At 70.3% G+C, this 22,001-nt stretch carries 15 protein-coding genes and 1 CRISPR repeat array (1 of these 16 running past the window's edge); of the genes, 13 read left to right on the top strand and 2 right to left on the bottom strand.

Annotated elements, in window-relative coordinates; translation table 11 throughout:
• A CRISPR array of direct repeats spans nucleotides 1-693; the repeat unit is 36 nt; unit sequence GTGCCGCTCGCCGTGATGCCGGAAGGCGTTGAGCAC (it extends 3,093 nt beyond the left edge of the window).
• A 62-nt stretch (nucleotides 694-755) separates the two neighbouring features.
• From FMQ63_RS08845 to FMQ63_RS08870, 6 genes are all read left to right on the top strand, one after another.
• Entirely contained in the window at nucleotides 756-1,859 is a 1,104-nt protein-coding gene (locus tag FMQ63_RS08845; protein ID WP_011557194.1) for a hypothetical protein, read from the top strand.
• 310 nt (nucleotides 1,860-2,169) lie between these two features.
• A complete protein-coding gene (locus FMQ63_RS08850; RefSeq protein WP_216608454.1) occupies nucleotides 2,170-5,148 on the top strand; it encodes a DEAD/DEAH box helicase in 2,979 nt (992 codons plus the stop codon).
• Nucleotides 5,145-6,230, top strand: a complete 1,086-nt coding sequence (locus tag FMQ63_RS08855; protein ID WP_011557192.1) for an SWIM zinc finger family protein — start codon at nucleotides 5,145-5,147, stop codon at nucleotides 6,228-6,230. Before FMQ63_RS08850 ends, FMQ63_RS08855 begins: the two co-directional genes overlap by 4 nt.
• 51 nt (nucleotides 6,231-6,281) lie before the next feature.
• The gene (locus FMQ63_RS08860; protein WP_020479130.1) at nucleotides 6,282-6,797 is read left to right on the top strand and encodes a hypothetical protein; all 516 of its coding nucleotides are present in this window, start codon (nucleotides 6,282-6,284) and stop codon (nucleotides 6,795-6,797) included.
• A 239-nt stretch (nucleotides 6,798-7,036) separates the two neighbouring features.
• On the top strand, nucleotides 7,037-7,939 hold the full coding sequence (locus FMQ63_RS08865) for a hypothetical protein (protein ID WP_011557190.1): 903 nt from the start codon (nucleotides 7,037-7,039) through the stop codon (nucleotides 7,937-7,939).
• Nucleotides 7,940-8,088: 149 nt separating this feature from the next.
• Nucleotides 8,089-9,177, top strand: a complete 1,089-nt coding sequence (locus tag FMQ63_RS08870) for an AI-2E family transporter (protein WP_225909643.1) — start codon at nucleotides 8,089-8,091, stop codon at nucleotides 9,175-9,177.
• 12 nt (nucleotides 9,178-9,189) lie between these two features.
• On the opposite strand, the gene FMQ63_RS08875 is transcribed toward FMQ63_RS08870, so the two are convergent.
• Nucleotides 9,190-11,007, bottom strand: a complete 1,818-nt coding sequence (locus FMQ63_RS08875; protein WP_225909642.1) for a serine/threonine-protein kinase — start codon at nucleotides 11,005-11,007, stop codon at nucleotides 9,190-9,192.
• A 70-nt stretch (nucleotides 11,008-11,077) separates the two neighbouring features.
• Complete coding sequence (locus FMQ63_RS08880) at nucleotides 11,078-12,001, bottom strand: DUF2381 family protein (protein ID WP_011557187.1); 924 nt, start codon at nucleotides 11,999-12,001, stop codon at nucleotides 11,078-11,080.
• Nucleotides 12,002-12,325: 324 nt separating this feature from the next.
• Here FMQ63_RS08880 and FMQ63_RS08885 point away from each other — a divergent pair, with 324 nt between their 5' ends.
• From FMQ63_RS08885 to FMQ63_RS08915, 7 genes are all read left to right on the top strand, one after another.
• Nucleotides 12,326-13,795, top strand: a complete 1,470-nt coding sequence (locus FMQ63_RS08885) for an SAVED domain-containing protein (RefSeq protein ID WP_011557186.1) — start codon at nucleotides 12,326-12,328, stop codon at nucleotides 13,793-13,795.
• 377 nt (nucleotides 13,796-14,172) lie between these two features.
• Complete coding sequence (gene cas6, locus FMQ63_RS08890; RefSeq protein ID WP_011557184.1) at nucleotides 14,173-14,865, top strand: type I-MYXAN CRISPR-associated protein Cas6/Cmx6; 693 nt, start codon at nucleotides 14,173-14,175, stop codon at nucleotides 14,863-14,865.
• Nucleotides 14,862-17,102, top strand: a complete 2,241-nt coding sequence (locus tag FMQ63_RS08895) for a CRISPR-associated helicase/endonuclease Cas3 (RefSeq protein WP_011557183.1) — start codon at nucleotides 14,862-14,864, stop codon at nucleotides 17,100-17,102. The genes cas6 and FMQ63_RS08895 overlap by 4 nt, the downstream gene beginning before the upstream one ends.
• Nucleotides 17,099-18,712, top strand: coding sequence for a type I-MYXAN CRISPR-associated Cas8a1/Cmx1 (gene cas8a1, locus FMQ63_RS08900; RefSeq protein ID WP_225909641.1), 1,614 nt, complete (start codon nucleotides 17,099-17,101; stop codon nucleotides 18,710-18,712). The genes FMQ63_RS08895 and cas8a1 overlap by 4 nt, the downstream gene beginning before the upstream one ends.
• A gap of 31 nt (nucleotides 18,713-18,743) precedes the next feature.
• On the top strand, nucleotides 18,744-19,652 hold the full coding sequence (cas7i, locus tag FMQ63_RS08905) for a type I-B CRISPR-associated protein Cas7/Cst2/DevR (protein WP_011557181.1): 909 nt from the start codon (nucleotides 18,744-18,746) through the stop codon (nucleotides 19,650-19,652).
• Nucleotides 19,649-20,293, top strand: a complete 645-nt coding sequence (gene cas5, locus FMQ63_RS08910; RefSeq protein WP_011557180.1) for a type I-MYXAN CRISPR-associated protein Cas5/Cmx5/DevS — start codon at nucleotides 19,649-19,651, stop codon at nucleotides 20,291-20,293. Before cas7i ends, cas5 begins: the two co-directional genes overlap by 4 nt.
• Nucleotides 20,294-20,338: 45 nt before the next feature.
• On the top strand, nucleotides 20,339-22,000 hold the full coding sequence (locus FMQ63_RS08915) for a type I-MYXAN CRISPR-associated endonuclease Cas4/Cas1 (RefSeq protein ID WP_020479128.1): 1,662 nt from the start codon (nucleotides 20,339-20,341) through the stop codon (nucleotides 21,998-22,000).
• The last annotated feature ends 1 nt before the right edge of the window (nucleotide 22,001 follow it).

Here is a 22,001-nt window from a genome sequence, read left to right on the forward strand (position 1 = left end):
CCGTAAGGCTTCGTGCCGCTCGCCGTGATGCCGGAAGGCGTTGAGCACCTGCAAGCACGGTGGCCAGCAGCTTGCCGCCGTTGGTGCCGCTCGCCGTGATGCCGGAAGGCGTTGAGCACAAACACACGGGGTGTTTCAACATATCGCCGTCGATTTCGTGCCGCTCGCCGTGATGCCGGAAGGCGTTGAGCACCCGAACCCATGGAACGGGTCATATTTATTGAACATAGTGCCGCTCGCCGTGATGCCGGAAGGCGTTGAGCACCTATTACGCGCGCTGCGAATGCAGTCATCCAAGAGTGCCGCTCGCCGTGATGCCGGAAGGCGTTGAGCACCTCGCACTCGACGCGAGACGGCGCCAACCCACCAGTGCCGCTCGCCGTGATGCCGGAAGGCGTTGAGCACGCTTCTCCGTCCTTCTTCTTGTCGTCTGCCATTTGTGCCGCTCGCCGTGATGCCGGAAGGCGTTGAGCATGTGGTCCAGTGGTCGCCCTTCACGCGGACGACGTCGGGCGTGCCGCTCGCCGTGATGCCGCAAGGCGTTGAGCACAAGGCTGGTATCCGTGACGCGGAGCGCTTGGTACGCGGTCCCGCTCGCCGTGATGCCGGAAGGCGTTGCGCACTAGTCGGTTCCGCCATTCTGGTGTTGCCAGACGTGGCCCGCTCGCCGTGATGCCGGAAGGCGTTGCTCACATCTGGAAGCTGCGAGGCCATCCTGCTTTCCAGCAAGGTCGCGCTCGCCGTACAGGGCCTCCATGAGCGAACATCAGGTCTACGAGTTCGTGGCGCTGGACCGGCCCTTGACGGCAAAGCAGCTGGTCGAACTCCGGGCCATATCGACGCGGGCCGAAATCACACCGACCCGGTTCTGGAACGAATACCACCGGGGTGGCTTGATGGCGGACCCAGCCCAGCTCCTCCTGCGCTACTTCGATGCGCACCTGTACCATTCGAACTGGGGCGACCGTTGGCTGATGCTGCGCCTGCCGCGTGAGGGGCTCGACATGAAGGCGCTCAAGGCCTGCTTTCCGGCACGAGGTCCATCAACGCTCACGGTGTCTGGGACCTCCGTGTTGCTCGACTTCCAGGTGAGGGATGAGGAGCCCCCGGACGAGGAATCTCCGCCCGCCTCGCTCGCGGCGCTGGTTCCGCTCCGGACCGAACTCCAGCGCGGAGACCTGCGCGGGGCCTATCTCGCGTGGCTGGGCGCCGTTCAGGCGGGCGGGGTGGCGTCATCCGCGAAGGAGCCCTGTGTTCCCGAGGGACTGGGCACGCTGTCCGCCGCTCAGCAGGCGCTGGTGGCGTGGCTCCGGATCGACGAGGACCTGCTCGCGGCGGCGGCGCACGGAGAGAAGAAGCACGAGGATGACAGCCGCGCCTTCCGGGCCTGGGTTCGTGACCTCGCCCCAAAGGACCAGATGCGCTGGCTCCTCCGCGCGGTGGACGCGCCGGAGCGCCCGCTGGGCTCCGAGTTGCTCCGTGCCTTCCGCGCGGAGCACGCGCCAGCAAGCCATCGGCCCGCGCGGACCGTCCACGAACTCCAAGCGCTCATGGTGGCCCAGCGAGCCGCACGGGAGCGAGCCGAGTCCGCCCGCGCCAGCGCGGCCACCGCCGCCGCGATGAGGCGCCTCCAGCGGCGGTTGACGGCCCTGTCGCGGGACGTGGACGGGGCCTGGGTTCGGCTCGAGGACCGGGTCGCTGCCAGCGAATACGACGAGGCGGTGAAGCTCGCCGAGGACCTGCGGGCACTGGCCGCGCGTGATGACGACCTGGCCGGGTTCGCCGCCCGTTTCGCGGCCCTGCGTGGGCGGCAATCCCGACGCCGTGGGTTCTTCGACCGGTGGAAGCTGCGCGACTGACTCCCCAGTGCGAGCCTGGAGGGGCGTCCTCCGCTGGGCTGCCGCTGGCCTCTCCCTGTCCGCGGCTCGGAGTCCGACCGGCCACCTCCCAGTGTTTTCAGGTTTTTCCGTGGCGACCGATGGCGTCGGGCTGTTCGCGGGTCTGTCTGTTCGGGCCCTTGTCCATCAAGGGCCTGGAGGAGGACCGCTACGAGCGCCTCACGGACAACCCGGCAGGCCTGCGGCTCACGGAGCCGGCAATCCCGTGCAGGGGCGCTCGCAGGCCTGCTTGCGTGTGCCGCTTGCCCGGACGGAGTTTACATTCGCAGCGATGCCCCTCGTGTTCCTGCCCGACGCCGAGACGCTGTTCCTCTGGGGGCCCGACCGGCTGCCACGTGAGCTCGCCGGCCTGCCGGAGACGGGGGACCGCGCCTCCGCGCTGCTCGTGACGCCCGAGGGATTGCGTGAATGCGAGGGGCACGGGCTGCCCCTGGCCGCCACCGTCGAGCGGCTCGCGGTGGTGCAAACCTCCGAGGCCGAGTCCTTTCCTGGCTCCATCGCCCTGTGGACGCTGGCCAGCAAGCTCGCGCTGGAGTTGGTGGCGCGCGAGCGCGTGGTGCCCACGCTCCTGCGGCGGGGCGAGCGCATCGAGGCTCGCTGGGCGGCGGCCCTCTCCGCCACCGAGGACGCCGGCCGCGTCGCCGCGCTCGCCCGGAGCATGCCGCCCGGCGCGCACGCCGTCCCCGCAGGCGCCAGGCCAGGCCGCGCCGTCTGGGCCCCGGACGCCTTGCTGCGCGCCTTCCTCGACGCCACCGTCGACGCCTTCGTGCGCGCCGCGCGCGGTGCGCCTTCGTTGCCGGCCCGGCGCGCGGCCTCGTGGGACGAGCGCTGGCGCGAGGCGCTCACCGGCGCGCGACGCGACTTCGCGCCGGAGGGCTTCGCCGAGCGCTCCGTCGTCGATGAGCTGACGCGCTGGAGCGAACCCGCGCTCGGCGCCCGGGACAAGCTGCGCGCCTGCTTCCGGCTGGAGCCCCCGACGGAGGAGCGCGAGCCCTTCGTGCTGAGCTTCCACCTCCAGTCCCCGGACGACCCAAGCCTGCTCGTCCCGGCCGCGGACGTCTGGAAGACGCGCGGGCGCAGCCTGGAGAAGCTCGGCCGCGCCTTCCGTGACCCGCAGGAGTCCCTGCTCGAGGCACTCGGCCGCGCCGCCCGGCTCTTCCCCCCGCTGGCGCTCGTGCTGGAGAGCCCACGTCCCCAGGCGCTCCTGCTCGAGCCCGACACCGCGTGGACGTTCCTCTCGGAGGGCGCCCGCGTGCTCTCAGACGCCGGCTTCGGCGTCATCGTCCCTGGCGAGCTCACCACCTCGGGCCGACGCCGCCTGCGCCTGCGCATGCGCGTGGGCGCGAGCACGAAGGCCGCGGGGGCCGTCGGTGGCACCGCGGGGCTCGGGCTCGACGCGCTGCTGCGCGTGGACTGGGACGCCGTGCTGGGCGACCAACCCCTCTCCGCCCAGGAGCTGGCGCTGCTGGCCCAGCGCAAGGCCCCGCTCGTGCGATTCCGCGGCGAGTGGGTCGCGGTGGATCCCCTCGAACTCGACGCCATCCAGCGCCACCTCGCCCAGGGCCCCGGCCGCATGGCGCTGAGCGAGGCGGTGCGGGTGTCCCTGCTAGGCGAAACGCGCCACGGACAGCTCCCCGTCACCGTTCTCGCCACCGGGGCGCTGGAGGAGCGCCTGCGCCTGCTTCGGGAGGGCGGGGCCACCGCTCAGGACGCCCCCCGCGCGCTGCGCGCCACGCTGCGGCCCTACCAGTCGCGCGGTCTGCACTGGCTGGACACGCTGGCCTCATTGGGGCTCGGCGCCTGCCTCGCGGACGACATGGGCCTGGGCAAGACGGTGCAGGTGCTGGCCTTCCTGCTGCGGCGGCTCGAGCAGGCGCCTGACGAGGCGCGCCCCACGCTGCTGGTGGCCCCCACCTCCGTGGTGGGCAACTGGGAGCGTGAGCTCGCCCGCTTCGCCCCCACCTTGCGCCTGACGCGGCACTACGGCGCCGAGCGCGCCCGCGCGGCGAACCGCTTCCCCCGCGCGCCCGGCGCCGTCGTGCTCACCACCTACGGCTTGCTGCGCCGGGACGCCGCGCTGCTCGCGCGCGTGGACTGGGGCGCGGTGGTGCTCGACGAGGCGCAGAACATCAAGAACGCGGCGTCGGCTACCGCCCGCGCGGCCCGGGCGTTGCGCGCCAGCCAGCGCTTCGCGCTCACGGGCACGCCGGTGGAGAACCGCCTGGCGGAGCTGTGGTCCATCCTCGAGTTCGCCAACCCGGGCCTGCTCGGGCCGCTGGAGACGTTCCGGCGGGAGCTGGCGCTGCCCATTGAACGCCATGGCAATCAGGAGGCCTCGGCCCGGCTGCGCCGGCTCGTGAGCCCCTTCGTCCTGCGCCGCCTCAAGAGCGACCCGACCATCATCACGGACCTGCCCGCGAAGAATGAGATGAAGGTCGTCTGCACGCTCACGCGCGAGCAGGCCTCGCTCTACAAGGCGGTGGTGGACGAGGAGCTGCGGCGCATCGAGGAGGCCGACGGCATGGAGCGCCGGGGCCGCGTGCTCGCGCTGCTGCTGTACACGAAGCAGATCGCCAACCACCCGGCGCAGTACCTCGGGGAGTCCGGGCCCCTGCCGGGGCGCTCGGGGAAGCTGGCGCGCGTGGTGGAGATGCTCGAGGAGTCCCTGGCCGCTGGCGACAAGGCGCTCGTCTTCACGCAGTTCCGGGAGATGGGCGACAAGCTGGTGGCGCACCTGTCGGAGTACCTGGGCCACGAGGTGCTCTTCCTCCACGGCGGCACGCCCCGCAAGGCGCGCGACGAGATGGTGCGGCGCTTCCAGGAGGACGTCCACGGTCCGCGTGTGTTCGTGCTGTCCGTCAAGGCGGGAGGCACGGGGCTCAACCTGACGGCGGCGAGCCATGTGTTCCATTACGACCGCTGGTGGAACCCGGCCGTCGAGGACCAGGCCACCGACCGCGCGTACCGCATCGGGCAGACGCGCGCGGTGCAGGTCCACAAGCTGGTGTGTGCGGGCACTGTCGAGGAGAAGGTGGACCGGCTGCTCGAACAGAAGCGCCAGCTCGCCGAGAAGGTCGTGGGCGCGGGCGAGCACTGGGTGACCGAGCTGGACACGACGGCGCTGCGCGAGCTGTTCTCGCTGTCCGAGGGCGCCGTGGCGGACGATGGCGACGCGGAAGGGGAAGACGACGCGCGGGTGCGCGCCCCGCGACGGCGCGGCCGTGCGAGCGCGAAGGCGGTGTCGCGATGAGCTACCGGGAGTTCTGGGGCTGGACGTCCGCGCCGAAGCGGCCGCCGCCCGAGCATGGCATCAAGGTGAAGAAGGCTGGTGCCACCTGGTGGGGGCAGCGGTGGCTGGAGGCGCTCGAGCACGTCCTGAAGGGAGAGTCGGGACGGCTGGCCCGGGGCCGGACGTATGCGCGGGCGGGGCGCACGCATGACCTGGTCATCCGGCGCGGCAAGGTCACCGCGCGGGTGACGGGCTCGCGCCCGACGCCCTACGCCGTCTCGCTGGCGCTCAGGCCGCACGGCGAGGCCGTCTGGGAGAAGGCCATCGCGGAGATGGCTGGCAGGGCGCAGTACACGGCGGAGTTGCTCGCTGGGACGATGCCCCAGGCCATCGACGAGGTCTTCCGCGCGGCGGGTGTCAGCCTCTTCCCGCGGAGCCGCGAGGAACTCGTGACGGACTGCTCGTGTCCGGACTGGGGAGACCCGTGCAAGCACGTCGCCGCCACGCACTACGTCCTGGGCGAGGCGTTGGATCGCGACCCGTTCCTCCTGTTCGAGCTGCGCGGCCGGACGAAGGAGCAGGTGCTGAGCGCGCTGCGGGCCGCGCGTGAGGCTGGCTCAGCCGGGGCGGCGCTCGAGCCGCGCGGCGCGGCGAAGCGGAAGCGGGCGGCGCGGGGCGCGACGGCGGAGGCGCCCGAGGTCCCGAGCGTGAAGCCGGGCAAGCTGACGCGGGACAGCTACGACGTCCCTCGCGAGCCGCTGCCGGCGCTGAGCTTCTCGTTCGACGCGCCCGCCACCCATGGCGCGGTGCTGCGGCAGTTGGGGGCGCCGGCGTCATGGGGCGCGAAGGCCTCGCCGGAGGACGTGCTCGCGCCGCCGGTCCGCGCGGCGGCGGAGGTGGCGCGGCGCATCGCGCTTCGGGAGCCGGGGGAGGCGAGCGCGCCAGACAGGGCGCCGCGTGGCCGGAGCCGCGCGAAGCAGCCGGCCCGGCGCGCGAAGCGTGGGCCCCCAACGCAGCCGTCTCAGCAGCCTCTCCACACTCCCTCAACATCTCGACGCGATGGTGGGGCCAGGTCGAAACGGTCGCCCGTGGGGGCGCCGTAAACGCATGGGGAATCGACCTGAGGGGAACGCGAAATCATGAGAAACGTCTGGATGGCCACTGCGGTCATGTGCCTCGCCGTCAGCCCGGCCTTCGCCTCGGATTGCGAAGCGCTGCCCGCCAAGGGGCAGGTGAGCCTCGAGAAGAAGTACATGAAGATCAAGGCCGAGAGCGCGCACGCCGCCACGGACTGCGTCGCCATCCGAAACAACGACGCCCTGGGAACGGGCCACGGCATCAAGCTCGACTGCCGGATCCACTTCCGCCCCCGGAACGGGGGCTGCTACGTGGACTACACGCCCTACGGCGAAACGAACAAGAGCCTCTCCCGGCATCCTGGCTGTGATGCGAGCAAGTGGACCTGGGCCAGGAGCGTGGGCATGTCCACTGGCGATTCCGCCTCGGATCCACGGGGAAAAACGTACACGGGCAGCGTCCGCTTCAACATGATGAACGCCGAGTACGAGCTGAAGTACACCGTCCTGGTCGGTGACAAGAAGAGCGACAAGGCCTTGGAGGACACCTACGCGGCGACCCTGAAGAAGATCTGCATCCGTAAGTCCAGTTGACGCCCGGGCGCGGTGAGGCCTTGGGGTGGTGACTGGACTCACCAGGGCACGAACTCCCGTCACCAGTGCGCGCGGGCTCGGGCGGGGCGTTGTCTCCATCCTCGGCCTGCAAGCGCTGGTTTTGACAGGATATCCCTGGTGGGGCCGCCTGGCTCTTCGCATGGCCTGAGAGTTGCTGTGGGGTTTAGCCAGTCTCCCCCGATACGCTCTCAACCCCATCGACGACAGGAGTCCCTCCCATGAAAGGCATCAAGTTCGGCGGCTTCAAGAGCCCCTCCATCCCCAAGAGCAGCGGGCCGAACAAGCCGAGCGCCCCTCCGCCCGTGGAGTCGAAGCCTGCGTCCAAGCCGAGCCCCGTCAAGGACGGGTTCGACGCGCAGGGCAGCAAGCCCTCCACGAGCACGGTGAACCCCCAGCCCACGCGGCAGCCGGGCAAGGACGTCACTTCGTCGTTCGGTGCGAACCCGCTGGGCTACTCGGGGCAGAACGTCCTGAACGCCTACAACATGTCCCCAAGCGGCGCGCTCCAGGGCGTGGCCCTCCCCACCGCCCAGAAGCCCTTCGTCAACGCCAGTGACGCGGTGGTGACCCTCAATGCCCACCAGCACCAGGGCAACACGAACCTGTCCGTCTCGCCCGCCGGTGGCCAGGGCATCCCGGCGCACTACATGCACTACCTCTCCACGGGCGAGGGCAAGTTCGCGGGCATCCAGGGGGTGCCGCTGCATCCGCGTCCTGGGGAGCCGCACACGGTGGTGACGGGCGCGCTCAACGGTTGCGCCATCCATGCCCTGCACGACACGAAGAACAACAGCCTGTCCTTTCTCCACCACGCGGACTACTCGAAGAACGGCAAGGCGGAGCTGGACGGCTTCCTCTCGCAGCACCCGAACCTCAAGCCGGCGGGGAGCTTCACGCCCAGCGACTATTCGCACCCTACCGGCAAGTACAACGACCCGACGGGCGCCACGCCCTTCATCCACTACTCCCAGGGGGCCGGAAACCGGCCGGGGCAGTGGACCATCGCCGGTCAGCTCAACACCTTCAAGAGTGGTGGCGCCGAGGGTGGCCGCCCCGCGCTGATGCGCCCCACGGACCTCCAGGTGCCCCTCATGCAGACCATCCCGGTGGACGTGCCTTGAGCTTCCGCGAGGCGCGCCGCTGAAGGACGGGGCGCCCTGGCCATCCGTTGGATTCCAGCCGCGCGTCCACCGCGTCCGTTCATGAGGCCACACCGACAGGTGGCCTCCCGGTGCCATGCGCCGCTTCGTGCATAGGGTGCGCACGACGTATGGCCACCCTGGACCCTCCCGCTGCCTCCTGGCTCACGCGCTGCGCGCTGTTCAGCGGCAAGCTGCTCGTGGTCGCGGCCGCAGTGGTGGCGCTCGTGCTGCTGCTGGCGCGGCTCTACCTCATCGTCCTGCCGACAGTGGCGGCGCTGCTGCTGGCGACGTTGCTGTACCCGCCCGTCCGGTGGCTGTCCGCCCACCGGGTGCCCCGAGCGCTCGCGACGGTGCTGGCGCTGCTGGTGCTGCTCCTGGTGGGGGCGGCCGGGGTGTTCCTGCTCGTGCCCCGCATCGTCCAGCAGGTCGGCGCGGCGGGCTCGAACGTGAAGGAGGGAATGGAGGGCCTCGTCGGGTGGATGACGCAGGAACTCCCCGTGTCCCGGGAGCAGATCGACGGCCTGTTCGAGAAGGGGCTCGACTTCTTGAAGTCGAACCTGGGGCGCATCACCACCGGCGTCCTCGCGGGCGCCAACTTCGCCGCGCAGGCCGTGGCGGGCGGGCTGCTGACAGTGACGCTGCTGTTCTTCTTCGTGAAGGACACCGAGCGGCTCGGAGGCTGGGTGCTGGCCCGGGTGTCTCCGTCGCGGCGTGACACGGTGCGCGCCGTGGGCCTGCGCGCCTGGGGAACGCTCAGCGGCTACCTGCGTGGCGTCGTCATCGTCGCGCTGGTGGACGCGGTGGGCATTGGCGCGGGCCTGGCCATCATCGGCGTGCCGCTCGTGCTTCCGCTGGCGGCGCTCACCTTCGTGGGCGGGTTCTTTCCCGTCATTGGCGCCACCCTGGCGGGCGTGGTCGCGGTGCTGGTGGCGCTCATCACCAACGGGCCGCTCGATGCGCTCCTGGTATTGGCCGTGGTGCTGGGCGTGCAGCAACTGGAGAGCAACGTCCTGGAGCCCGTGGTGATGGGGCGCGCGGTGCCGCTGCACCCGGTGGTCATCCTGCTGTCCATCACCGCCGGGGGCGTGCTCTTCGGCGTGGCCGGGGCCTTCCTCTCCGTGCCCGTCGCCGCGGTCCTCTCCGCCGCGGGCAACGAGCTGCGCCTGCGCGACGAGGCGCGCGTCCTGGAGAAGCCTACGGCGAGTTCACCGCCGTGAGCCGGCGCTGCATCAGGGGAAGTGGTCCACCACCTGGGCGTTGGACCAGGGATGCGCGCGGGTGTGGCCGGGCCGTGAGCCCCGGTACTTGGACATGCCCGTCTCGTTGCCCAGGATGAAGCACACCGGGTACTCGCTGCCGTCCGGCGTCCTCACTCGCGTATAGCGGCCCTGGATTTTCTCGCCGCCGGTCCAGATGCGCCCGTACAAGAGCGTGTTGGCCGGGAGGCGGTCGATGGGCCCATCGAGCCGGCTGGTGATGGGGCCGTCACTGACGACGATGCTGTAGTTCGTCTGGTTCGAGTCGTCCGGCTGCTGGATGTCGAGCTGGATGTGCCCGCGGGACCTCAGGTCGAGCCCGAGTTGACGCATGGACTCCAGGGCTTCGGAAGGGCAGCGCGCGGGCTCGGGCCGGACCTGAGTGCCTGAGCAGGCATTGAGACTGGCCGCTGTGAATGCAGCCATCAGGTAGCGGTGGAGTCGGGGGACACAGCGCGCGTGTGGCTTGGTCGTGGACATGGCATCTCCCGGCCATGGCTGCTCGGCGGTGGAAAACGGAAGGGCCGTGGCGGGCGAGCCAGTGTCGGCTGGCCCGTCGGTCCGCGCCAGTTGCTGAACGGGATGGGACGGCATGGGGGGGCCATGTGGCGGGCCTGCGAGCACCAGTCCCCAGGCCATGCACGCAACCAACATCAGGCCTCCGGCGATGCGCATCCACCGGCCCGCGTGTCGCGGCTCTGGCTGGCTCGCTGGCTCCGTGAGGGGTTGTGTCTGGACCTCCGAGAACACCCGGCGCCGCAGCCAGCGGTCCATGCGATGGTGCTGAACCCGGGCCGCGCGCAGGGCTCTCGCGTGGAGAAGGGCCGCTTCTTCTCCCGGTGCCACGGGCCCCCAGGTGGCCTCTTCTTCGAGTGTCGTGCGGGTCGCCGTGGCGGGCCCCTCGTACCAGCCGAACAGCGGGACATCCCAGTCCGGCCCCGCGTGCGCCTGGGCATGTTGGACATCCCGGGCGAGGTCCCCCGCGCTGCGCGGCCGGGCCTCGGGGGCGAACGCGAGCAGTCCCTCAATCCAGCGTGCGAGCGGCTCGGGCACTCGCGGGTTGAGGGCTCTCAAGGTGGCAGAGGTCCGTGGGGAGTTCGCCTTGTCCAGGACGAGCGGCGGATACTGCTCCACCAGCAGCCGGTGAAAGGTGACGCCCACCGCGTACAGCTCGTCCGCCACCGTGTAGGGGTAGTTCTCGGAGCGGGCGGTCTGCCGTGGAGCCTGCATGCTCCAGAGGATGGCCTGGGGGCTGCGATAGGGCCCGGTCCCGGGCGGCAGCCGTGCGGCGGAGGTGATGGGCGCGGCACGGGGATGCCAGCATGCGCCCCAGTCCAGCACCACCAGTCTTCCGTGTTCCTCGACGCGAAGGTTCTCTCCCTTGAAGTCGCGGTGAAGCACCTGCCTGCGATGCGCGGCGTCCAAGGCCCACGCGGCCTGCGCCAACAGGCCGGCGACGTGCCGCGCCGTTGGGTTGCGCGCCCGAGACCAGTCATACAGCGTGCTGCCTCGCACGTACTCCAGCACGAGGTATGGGTAGGCGGCGGTCCCTGCGCGCCAGGTTCCCGTTGCTTGCAGCCGCACAACTCCAGGGTGGCGAAGCAGGTGAAGCGTTCGCGCCTCGCGCTGGAATCGCGGATCGCCGGGGGAGTGGGCCAGTTTGAGCGCGTAGCTGTGGCCTTCGGAGCGTGAGCGCACTTCGTACACCGTGCCGTTGCCGCCGCCTCCGATGCGGCGCTCCACGCGCCAGCGTTCCACGCGCGTGCCGGCAGGCAGAGCCTGTGGAGACATTACGAGGGGACCTGGGGAAGATGCGCTCGGCTCCAGTCGCATGACGGATTCCTTCGGGGCTGTCGCACGTCTACGGTTTCAGTCGCGCCCATCGCACGCCGCGGCGCCGGCCCGTGTCCCAAAGCTCCAGCGCGTAGGCGGGGGGAGGGCGCGTGGGGGCGGGCCACTGCACGACGGCGACCGCGCTCTGACCAGGCAACAGACGCGGCTCCTGCAGCAACAGGGGCAGCTCCATCGGCTCGCCTGTTGGCCGCCCGTTCGAGTCCAGCGAGGTCAGCCGCGCAATGCCCGGTTGCCAGGGCGCCTCGCCCGGCGGGTTCTCCAGATTCACCGCGAGCGCTACCCACGAGCCGGAGCGATAGCTATCAAGCTGGCGGACCTTGAGCTCCGCCTCGCTGGCTGGGGTATCCATCCACGTGCCGAGAACACCCGTGATGCCGATGGCGCCAGAGAGAATGGCGCCCGCGAGGCCCGGGTGTGGCACCTGCCGACGCGCAGTGGCCAGCCGGGCCTCCAGCAGTGCGTTGCGCTCACGCAGGGCCACCAGTTCAGCCTCCAGTTGCGTCACGGTGGCGGGGTGGCGCCTGACATCGATGACCGAGTCCACCACGTTGGCCTCGGTGGTCAGCTCCAGGACGAGCCGTTGTGGCGCGGCTGCGTCCGTGAAGCGCAGAACCAGCGGCGGAACGCCCCGTGCGGGCATCGCGACGGCGGGCTGGAGCAGCAGATGCGTCTCCGTGACGTCCAGCCGGGTGAACAGCCCGTGCAGGGCCTCGGGCAGCTCACCTTCCAGCACGGCGTCCGAGTCGAGCAGCACCGTCGTCACCACGCCGGGCGCCAGCCTGAGTCGCTGGACGGGCTCACCCGCGCTCGCGCTCAGGACCATGGCCCGCTCGATACGCCTCCAACGCTTCGTGTCCGGCGTCTGGGCCAGCGCCGCCGTGCCCAGCAGGAGCACCACCGCCGTCATTGCCAACGAGCCAGGGGGGAACACGCAGGGGCAACCTCCAGGGTTCTAACCTACTCGATGGGGATGACACGGCGGGACGCTTGGACGAGCGCGAATGTCCCGCCTTCTTCGAGGAAGAACGCGCCTCCGTCTGGCACCTCGGAATGGGCGATGTCTACCTGAAAGGTAGTCAGATTCGCGCAGGACGTTCAGCGGTCGTCGGGAGCACTCCCGCCACGCGCCGGAAGAAAAATCACCGGGCCCGCGATGGGTTGCCCCGCGCTTTGGCGTCTTCCTTTTCGAGCGCCGCCTTCCATACCCCTGGGGAGGTATCCACCGCCGTCCCTGGCGTCGCTATGAGGGAGCGTCATGGGAGAGCAGAGCGCGTCTCGCCTGGAGGGCGATCGCTATCAGCACTTGCTGAGCTGGTACGAGCTGCTCCGGCTGCTCGACGCGGGCAGTCCCTTCTCTTACGGCTACGTCGAGCACCCGGCGGCGGGCTCGGCGGATGACGTGACGCTGCACGCCCGGCCCGGCGCGGGTGTGGCCAGTCGATACATGCAGGTGAAGTGGCACGTCGACCACCGGGATAGCTACTCCCTGGCGGGGCTGGTGACGCCGCCTCGGGTGGGCCGCTCGCTGCTGCGGAAGCTGCTGGAGAGCTGGTTGGTGCTGCGGCCCCTGGGGCCCGTCGAAATCTGGCTGTTGAGCAACTGGGCGTCGGCGGCGGACCTGGGCCGCTATCTACATGGCCGGGACCACTGCTTCACCGAGGCGTTCTTCGAGCAGCCGCCACGAGGCGCCCTGAAGAAACACTGGGCGGAGTGGGAACAACGGCTCGGTGTATCGGCTGAGATGCTGCGGGCGTTCTGCAAGGACTTGCGCTTGCGGCTCGGCGTGGGCGGCATCGCCGACTTGGAAGAGCAGGTGGATGACCGGATGGGGCGGCTTGGCCTGCGCATGGGACGGCAGCCGCGCGCCATCGCGGTGGACGGGCTTCGGGAGTGGATTGAGGTCGGCGGCGGCAGGAAGCACGTCACCCCGGAGTCGCTGCGGGGGGCCATTCGCGCGTGGGGACTGCTGGCCTCACGGGAGGACGCGCCCGCCGTGAGCCTCTGGATTCATGGGTGGGCGCGACGTGAGTGGGAGCAGCCTCCCACCGAGGAGCTGGACTGGACGCCTCACTTCGACCGCGACACGCGGAAGGTGCCGTCGGAGTCGGTGTGGCGGGACGTGTTGCTGCCTTCGCTGCTGGCTGTGCGACAGCGGCTATCGAGGCGGCCTGACGGCGCGTTGATTGACCTGCGGGGCAAGCTGCCGCTGAGCACGGTGCTGGCGGTGGGCTTTCACTTCCCGGAGGTGGGCGGCTACCGCTTCCGCGTCGAGCAGCCCACGCAAGGAGAGACCTTCTTGTGGCGCTCGGACGCGAAGCCGTCTCCGCGCCGACTGCGTGTCACGGGGCACGAGGGTGACTCGGACGCTGCGGGGCTGCTGGTGGTGTTCCAGATGACCGGGGATGCTCGCGCGGACGTAGAGCGCTTCCTGGCCGAGCGGCCAGGGCACTTCCGCGCCGTGCTCTACCTGGAGCCGGAGGACGGGCCCCACGACGGCGCCGTTGGCTCGGATGCGGACGCGGAGGCGTTCGCCGTCCAGGCGCGTGAGCAACTCCGGCGCGCGCGCAACGAGCTGCGCACGGCGGTCACACATCTCATCCTCTATGCCCCCGCTGCGTGCTGCCTGTTCCTGGGCCAGCGGCTCAACGCCGTGGGCCCGGTCGTGGCCTACGAGCGCACCGGCTCAGGTGGGTACGCGCCCGCGCTCACGTTGCAGACGGGGTGAGCCTTTGGGGCAATACAGGGTTCAAAGTGAGACGATTGCATGCATCAGCGAACGTTGACGAGCGCTGGTCCTCGCCTGCATATCGATAGGCGACCTGCGCATGTTGGTATCAGCTCAGGTCAGGAGCGTTACAGGTGTCTCTTCGGAAGTCGAAGTACGAGGTGCTGGAACGACTGGAGGTTGGTCTTCGAATCGTTTCGCTCGCTCTGGTTGTTGCGAAGACGTTGGTTGAGTTGGTGGACACGACACTGATCTGAAACGGTAGCTGGTGCGTGGGTTTTCGCAGTGACGATCGACGTCGCATACGTCGGTGTTGAGCAATTGGTGTCTGCTCAGGTTCGGCTTGGAAGTCCTTGTTGCTGTGATGCTGCGAGGCGTTGGCGCGGAGCGTCGGTTGGCGGCGCTCCGCGCTGATTACTGTTTCTGGATGTGTGATTTTGAACTGGTGGGGAAATCTAATGGTGTTTGTTGACCTGCTGTTCCCCGTGCAGGGCGGCCCGGTGCCGCTCGACCATGCCTATCTGCTGTTCTCCGCGCTCTCCCGTCACCTTCCCGCGCTGCATGAGCGCTCGGATATGGGCGTGTTCTCGCTTCGAGGTGTGAGCAACACGCGGGAGTTGCTTTACCTGGGGCGAGGCACGATGCGCCTGCGATGCCCCATTGAGGCCGTGGCCACGTTGCTGCCGCTGGTGAGCGCGCCGCTGGAGATTGCTGGGAGACGCCTGTCCCTGGGCGCGCCCTCGCTCCATGCGCTGGAGCCCGTGCCCTCATTGTTCGCGCGGCTGGTCACCTTCAAGCACGCGATGGACGAGGCCGCATTCGTCGCGGCGGCCTCCCGCGCGCTGGAGGCGCTTGGCGTCCAGGCGACGCTGAAGGTGGGGCGCCGGCGCATCGTGCGCATAACTGGAAAGAAGGTCGTGGGCTTCGCGCTCGAACTCCATGGCTTGTCGGCCGAGCACTCGCTGCGCGTGCAGGAGCAGGGAATGGGAGGCCGCCGTCACATGGGATGTGGCCTCTTCCTCCCGCCCGGCCGGGCGGCGCGTGTCCAGTCCCATGGGAAGGCCGCGTGAAGCGGCTGCTGGCCAAAAGCACGGCCACGCCCGACAGACCCGAGGGCGAGGCCACGCTGCTGGGACACACCGCCCTAGTCCTGTCCGCCGCGCGCCGGCTCCTGGAGCACCGTGGGCGCGCGTCGCTGCTGGCCGCGGGCCTGGACCCGGCGTTGGAGCCCCGGCTGCGGCGCATCGTCCTGCTGGCCGCCGCGCTCCATGACCTGGGCAAGTGCAGCGAGCACTTCCAATCCATGCTGCGCCGCCAGCGCGAAGCGCCGCAGCTTGTCCGTCACGAAGCGCTCTCGCTGTGGCTCTGCTGGCCAGGGCAGCCGCTCTCCGCATGGCTCCAGCGGGACGTGAGCGAGCTGGACCTGTGCCTGGCGCTGGTCTGCGTGGCCGCACACCACCGCAAGTTCCAGACAGAGGCCTTCGCGCCCGACGGCACCGGAGCGGGGCTGTCGCTGGAGTTGCGGGTCCAGCATGAAGACTTCGCCCGGACGCTGGGGCGCATCGCCGAGGAGTTGGCGCTGTCCGCTCCGCCACTGTTCACGGCGCCCATCGTGCTTCGAGCCACGCGGAAGGAGCACCCGCGCGACCAACTCCAGTCGTGGCAGGACGACTTCGAGCGGACGGTGCCCGCCGGCTCCGTGGACGCGCGGCTCCTGGCCGTGTGCAAGGCGTTGGTGCTCGCGGCGGACGTCGCGGGCTCGGCGCTTCCCCGGAGCGGAGAGAAGCAGGACTGGGTGGATCGTCAGCTCACGGCGCCCCATCCCGCAGAGGCCCTGCGCGCCGTGGTCGAGCGCCGCCTCGCGGGACACACACCGCGACCGTTCCAGGAGGAGGTGGCTCGCAGCGCCGCGCCGCTGACCCTGGTCCGCGCGGGCTGTGGCAGTGGAAAGACGGCCGCTGCGTACCTCTGGGCCGCAAGACAGCACCCAGGCCGTCCGCTGTGGCTCACATACCCCACGATGGGCACGGCGACGGAGGGCTTCCGGGACTACCTCCACGGCGCGGACGTGGAGGCCCGATTGCAGCACTCACGCGCGGAGGTGGACTTCGACATCTTCGGACTCCGCGACGGCGCGGCGCCTGGGACGAGCTCCCGCGACCAGGACCGGCTCGACGCGCTCCGCTCCTGGGGCGCCGATGCGATGAGCTGCACGGCCGACACGGTGCTCGGGCTTGTCCAGAGCCAGCGGCAGGGGCTCTATGCCTGGCCCGGGCTCTGTGCGGCCTGCGTCGTCTTCGACGAAGTTCACGCCTATGACGACCGGCTCTTCGGCTGCCTGCTGCGCTTCCTGGAAGCCCTGCCGGGAATCCCCGCGTTGCTGATGACCGCCAGCCTGCCCGCCACGCGGCTCGACGTGCTGCGCGGCATGTGCGAGCGCGTTCATGGCCGGAGCCTCGCGGAGGTCGAAGGGCCGGAGGATTTGGAGACACTGCCGCGCTATCAGCGGCTGGACGTCGCGGAGCCGTGGGCCCTCGTGGCGGAGTGCCTGCGGGACCACGGCAAGGTGTTGTGGGTCAGCAACACGGTGGATCGCTGCATGCGGACCGCCGAGGCCGGCACGTCGCACGGTGCGCGTGCGCTGTTGTACCACAGCCGCTTTCGTTACGAGGACCGCGTCCGTCGTCATGGTGACGTCATCGAGGCCTTCGCCACTGAGGGCCGCGCGGCGTTTGCTTCGACGACGCAGGTCGCGGAGATGAGCCTGGACCTGTCTGCGGACCTGCTCGTCACGGATTTGGCGCCCATCCCGGCGCTCATCCAGCGCTTGGGGCGCCTCAACCGCCGCAGCACTCTGGAGCGGCCCGCGCCAGTGCGGCCTTTCGTGGTGCTCCCCTTCGATGGGCCGCCCTACGCCGCGCCGGACCTGCGCGACGCGCGTGCATGGATGGAGCGGCTGGGAACGGGGCCGCTGAGCCAGCGGGACCTGGTGGACGCATGGGGGCCGCCCGGGATGATGGATGCGCCGCGGCGGCAGTCCAGCACCTGGCTGGATGGACGCTTCGACACCTGGCCCGCTCCGTGCCGAGACGGAAGCCCCAGCCTCACGGTCCTCTTGGAAGAGGACGCCCGTGCTGTCCTGGACGGAGCGGTGAGCGCTCACCGGGTCACCCTGCCCATGAACCTGCCACCCGAGTCCTTCAAGTGGCGTGCATGGCCCCGCGCGGGCCGGCTGCCATACCCCATCCCTCCAGCGAACGCGCTGGACTACGACGGCCTGCGAGGTGCGCGATGGCGAAAGCCGTGAACCCACGGAAGAAGGCCTTGCCCGCTCCGCTCTCCATCCGGTTGTACGCACCAGGGATGACGCCGCTGCTGCGCGCGGGCGCGGGCGGGTTGGCGGCATCGCTCCGCGCCATCCTCGGGAGCGCTTCACCCGCCGCGCCGTGGCCCTCTCCGGTGCGGCTGGGGCCCGGGACGGCGACGGTGGAGCAGGAGGCCATCCACCTGGACTGGGGCGGCAAGGCACCGGAGGCCACGCTCCGGGCGCTGTTCGGCGCGTCATTCCGGGTGAAGCAGGGCTTCATCGACCTGCCGGGCACGCGTCCACCCGGAGCGCCGGAGCCACCGCCCGAGTTGGCCGCCGCGCTCCACGACGCGCTCAAGGTGACGTTCCTCCAGCATGGCAAGTCGACGCAGGGAGGCGCGCGAAGGCGCGTCACTTTCGAGGTGGACGCGCGGCCCGTCATCGTCGAGTCCCAGGGCTACGACTCCTTCGTCCACCAGACGGCCTGGCAGAGCGTGCTCGAGGCGCTGGAGGTGGGCTCGACGTCGTTGGCGAGCTGGGCCTATCCGGGCGCGGCCGAGCGGCACATCGGTGTGCGCGTCACCAAGGTGGAATACACGGCGGCGGAGGCGCTCTGCGCGTGCTTCGCGCTGGTGGGGTGTGTTTCCTACAAGCTGCCGCAGCTCCGGGGCGGGGCCTTCGTGGCGCTGGCGCCGACGAACCTGGTCCGCTTCGCGGAGCTGCGCCCTGGGCTGACGCCCAAGCGGCTCCGTGACGTGGCGGTGGCGGGGGCGTCGGACGCGGTGCTCGCGGCTCAGTTGGTGATGGCGCAGGAGGCGGGGAAGAAGCGGCTGGGGGCCGTGCTGGGGACCACCGAGGCCGTGGCGCTGCGGCAGATGCCATGGAACGCGCAGCAGAAGATTCGCGGCGCGGTGGTGCGGCAGGACGCCGTGCTCGAGGAGGTCCTGGACCGCTACGAGGCCGCCGCCGCCGCGCTGCCGCACACGCTGCGAGTCCGCAAGCCCGAGGGCAAGGCGACGGGCGAGGCGAGCTACTTCATCGCGATCAGTGCGCTGCGCGCCTTCATCACGGAGAACCTCGCGGCTTCACGCCCCTGGTACGCGGACTTCGCCACCGCGACGACGGCGGAGGGCCGCTTCATTCACGACTACCGCGACCGGGACAACCTGGGCGCGCTGCTGTGGCACGAAAGGAAGGGACTCATCGCCATGCATCCGTACCTGGGAGAGGCCGAGCAGTGGCTCGTCCAGAGCGTTCACCTCGCGCTCCGGAGCCGGTTCAAGAGCATTTATGCGGACACGAAGGAGAGCGCCCCGGCCACACGCTCCAACCGGCTCAAGGGTGAGCGTGAGCGATTGCGGCTGAGCTTCGCGGGGGCCAAGACGCCGGAGCAGGTGCGCGCGGCGCTCGCGGACCTGTGGAGCCGCGCGGGCACCAACCGTGAGCTCCAGGAGCATTGGCGGGACATCCTCCAACTGCTGGGGCCCGAGCGGTGGCGCGCGGCCCGCGACCTCGCGCTGGTGGCGCTGGCGAGCTACCAGGGCAAGGGGGGCGAGGCCGCGGAACTTGAGGACGCGGACGAGGCCGCTGGCGCGTCCGAGCAGTCTTGAGCAGCTCCACACACTTTCCCGGAGTCCATTCATGAGCCTTCACGTCTTCGCCGCCTTCGTCACGCCGCTGGGAACCGCCGCCAACAACCGGGGCCTCACCGAGGGAAACATCACCAGCCTCCAGAAGCTGGTGTGGAACGGACAGGTCCACACCACCGTCTCCGCCGAGTCCATCCGCTTCGCCTTGCGGCGGCGCTTGAATGAGCAGGAGCCATGCAACCGCACTTATGACGATGCGTCGCGCGCCAACGCGTGGAAGGACGCCGCCTTCAGCGCATGGTCGGGGAAGTCGAAGGAGAAGACCTATATCGATGATGACCTGCTGGGCTTCATGTCCGCGGAGGGTGCGAAGCAGGAGAAGGAGAAGGGCACGGCGAAGGTCCGCCGCGCGGTGCTGGAGGTGTCCCGGGCGGTGAGCCTCACGCCGTGGTCCGGGGACGTCACCTTCAACGCCGCGAGCCCCGGGGCCACGCCCTCCGCGCAGAAGAAGGGCAGCAACCCCGTGCCGTACGGGACGGAGATGCACGCGACGCGCTACCAGTACGGCGTGGCGCTGACGCCGGAGGCGCTGCGAGTGCCGGCCCGTGCCGTGACGGCGCTGAACCAGCTCTGCGCGCTGGGGCCTGTCGCGGGCAACCACGGCCGCTTCCTCTTCGACTTCAGTCCGGAGTCGGTCGTCTTCCGGCTCACCCAGGAGGCCGCGCCGCGCATCCTGTATGCCTTCGAGCCGTCCTCCCGCGCGGGGGGCGTGGAGCTCGCTGCGCTGCTGCGCAAGGTGAAGAGCGGCGACGTCCCCGCGAAGGAGTTGGTGTTGGGCGGGCAGGTGGTGGAGGGGCTGGGCGCCGAGGAGCGCGAGGTGCTTTCGGGCGCGGAGCTCCACACGGGCGTGGTCGCCGCCTGCCGCGCGGCGTGCAAGCGGCTGGAGGTGAGGAAGAAGTGATCGCGCTCGAACTGTCCGTGCCCGTGGCGTGCTGGCGCAAGGGCCGGGCGCGCGAGCTGGTGGAGACCGAGGTCCTGCCGCCGCCCGCGACGTGCTACGGCGCGTTGCTCTCGCTCGTGGGTGAGCAGGACCGGGAGCGGCACCGGGGCTGCCGCGTGACGGCGGGTGTGTTGAACGCGCCTGTCATCAGCACGGTGCTTCGCACCTTCTGGCGGTCGAAGAACCTGAAGGTCGCGAAGGGGAATGACGAGAACGCCGCGCCGGACCAGCAACAGCTCGTCATCGACGCGCGCCTGGTGGTCTGGTGCGACAGCCGGGAGGAGCCGGACTCGGGTGAATCGCTGGAGGACCGTGTCGTCCGGGCGATGCGTGAGCCTGGCTCCGTGACGCGGGCCGGGGGGTGGTCGCTCGGGGAGTCCACGCACCTCATCAATGACGCGCGTCTGCTCCCGGAGGGGCGGCCGCCAGCGGGCTGTCGGGCCTTCCTGACCGCGTCCACCGGCGCTCTCACCCTGCCGGTCTGGGTGGACCACGTGGGCACTCGTGGCACTCGTTACGAGGTGGGGCGGCTCGAAGAGGTCTTGGCTGCTCCCGAGGTCCAACGGCTTCCGCGCATCCCGCTCGCGGAGGGCGCTGGATAGGTGTCTGTCGTTGTCACGCGGTACCGGGGCGGGGGGCCCCAATACATGAACGCATCATCCACGAGTCCGAAGCCTGTCGTCGGCGAGCCGTCCATCCGCACGCACGCGCTGCATGCGCTGGCGTACTGCGAGCGGCTCTTCTACCTGGAGGAAGTGGAGGAGTTGCGCGTGGCGGACGCCGCCGTGTTCGCGGGACGGCGGCTGCACGTCCAACTCCAGGAGGAAGGCGAGCACGTCGAGCTGGAACTGGCGAGTGAGGCATTGGGCCTGCACGGAAGGGTGGACGCGGTGAAGACGCGGGAGGGGACGCTGGTCGTCTACGAGCACAAGCGCGGACGCCATGCGCCTGGAGGGGATGCGCCAGAGGCGTGGCCGAGCGATCGGCTCCAGGCGGGGGCCTACGCGCTCCTGGTGGAGGAGCGCTTCCCGGGGGCGCCCGTGGAGTGCCGGGTCCGCTACCACCAGACGGACACGACGGTGCGCTTCCCGTTGGACGCGGCGCTGCGGGGCGCCGTGGTGGCGGCCGTGGCGCGTGCCCGGCTGCTGCGTGCGTCGCGGGAGAGGCCGCCCGTGACACAGGAGGAGCGCAAGTGTGCGAAGTGCTCGCTGGCGCCCGTGTGCCTGCCGGAGGAGGAGCGGCAGGTGGTGGGGGAGGAGCGGCCCCGGCTCTTTCCGGAGGATGATGTGCGGCAGGTGCTGCACGTCGCGACGCCTGGGACGCGGGTGGGGCGCGCGGCGGAGGAGCTGGTGGTGACGCCACCCGAAGGGGAGGGCGCGCCGTCGAGGCAGCCCGGGCGCATGGTGTCGGCGCTCATCGCGCATGGAGCGGTGCAGGTGAGCGCGCAGGCGTTGGCTTACTGCGTGGAGAACGACATCGGCGTGCACTGGTTCACGTCCGGGGGGCGCTACTTGGGGGGATTGGGTGGTGGGGCGGGCAACGTCCACCGGCGGTTGCGGCAGTTCGAGGCGCTACGGCAGGCGTCCGTGTGTCTGGGGCTCGCTCGCCGCTTGGTGGCGGCGAAGCTGGAGGGGCAGCTCCGCTTCCTGCTTCGCGCCTCGCGCGGTGATTCGGAGTCGCGTCAGGTGCTGGCCTCGGCGGTGCGGGACCTCCGGGCGTTGCTGCCGAAATGCGAGGAGGCGCCGTCGCTGGAGGTGCTCCTGGGGTTGGAGGGCGCGGGCGCGGCGCGGTACTTCGGAGCGCTGCCGTACCTTCAAGGCGAGGACGTGGACACGCGGCTGCGCTTCGAGGGCCGCAACCGGCGGCCTCCGAGGGACCGGTTCAACGCGGTGCTCGGCTTCTTGTTCGGACTTGTCCACCGTGAGGTGGAGGCGGCCATTCGGGCGGTGGGGCTGGATGTGGCGTTTGGTTTCTACCATCAGCCCCGGGGCACGGCGGGGCCGCTGGGACTGGATGTGATGGAGCTCTTCCGGGTGCCGCTGGCGGACATGCCGCTGGTGGCCTCGGTGAACCGGCGGGCGTGGGACGCGGACGCGGACTTCGAGGTGACGTCCGAGCACGTCTGGCTCAGCAAGGCGGGGCGGGCGAAGGCCATCGAGCTGTACGAGCGGCGCAAGCGGGAGACGTGGAAGAACAACGTGCTGGGGTACTCGCTCAGCTATGCGCGGCTGGTGGAGCTGGAGGTGCGGCTGCTGGAGAAGGAGTGGACCGGCAAGCCGGGGCTGTTCGCGACGTTCCGCTTGAGGTGAG

The sequence above is a fragment of the Myxococcus sp. CA005 genome, from assembly GCF_006518205.1.
Lineage (GTDB): Bacteria > Myxococcota > Myxococcia > Myxococcales > Myxococcaceae > Myxococcus > Myxococcus xanthus.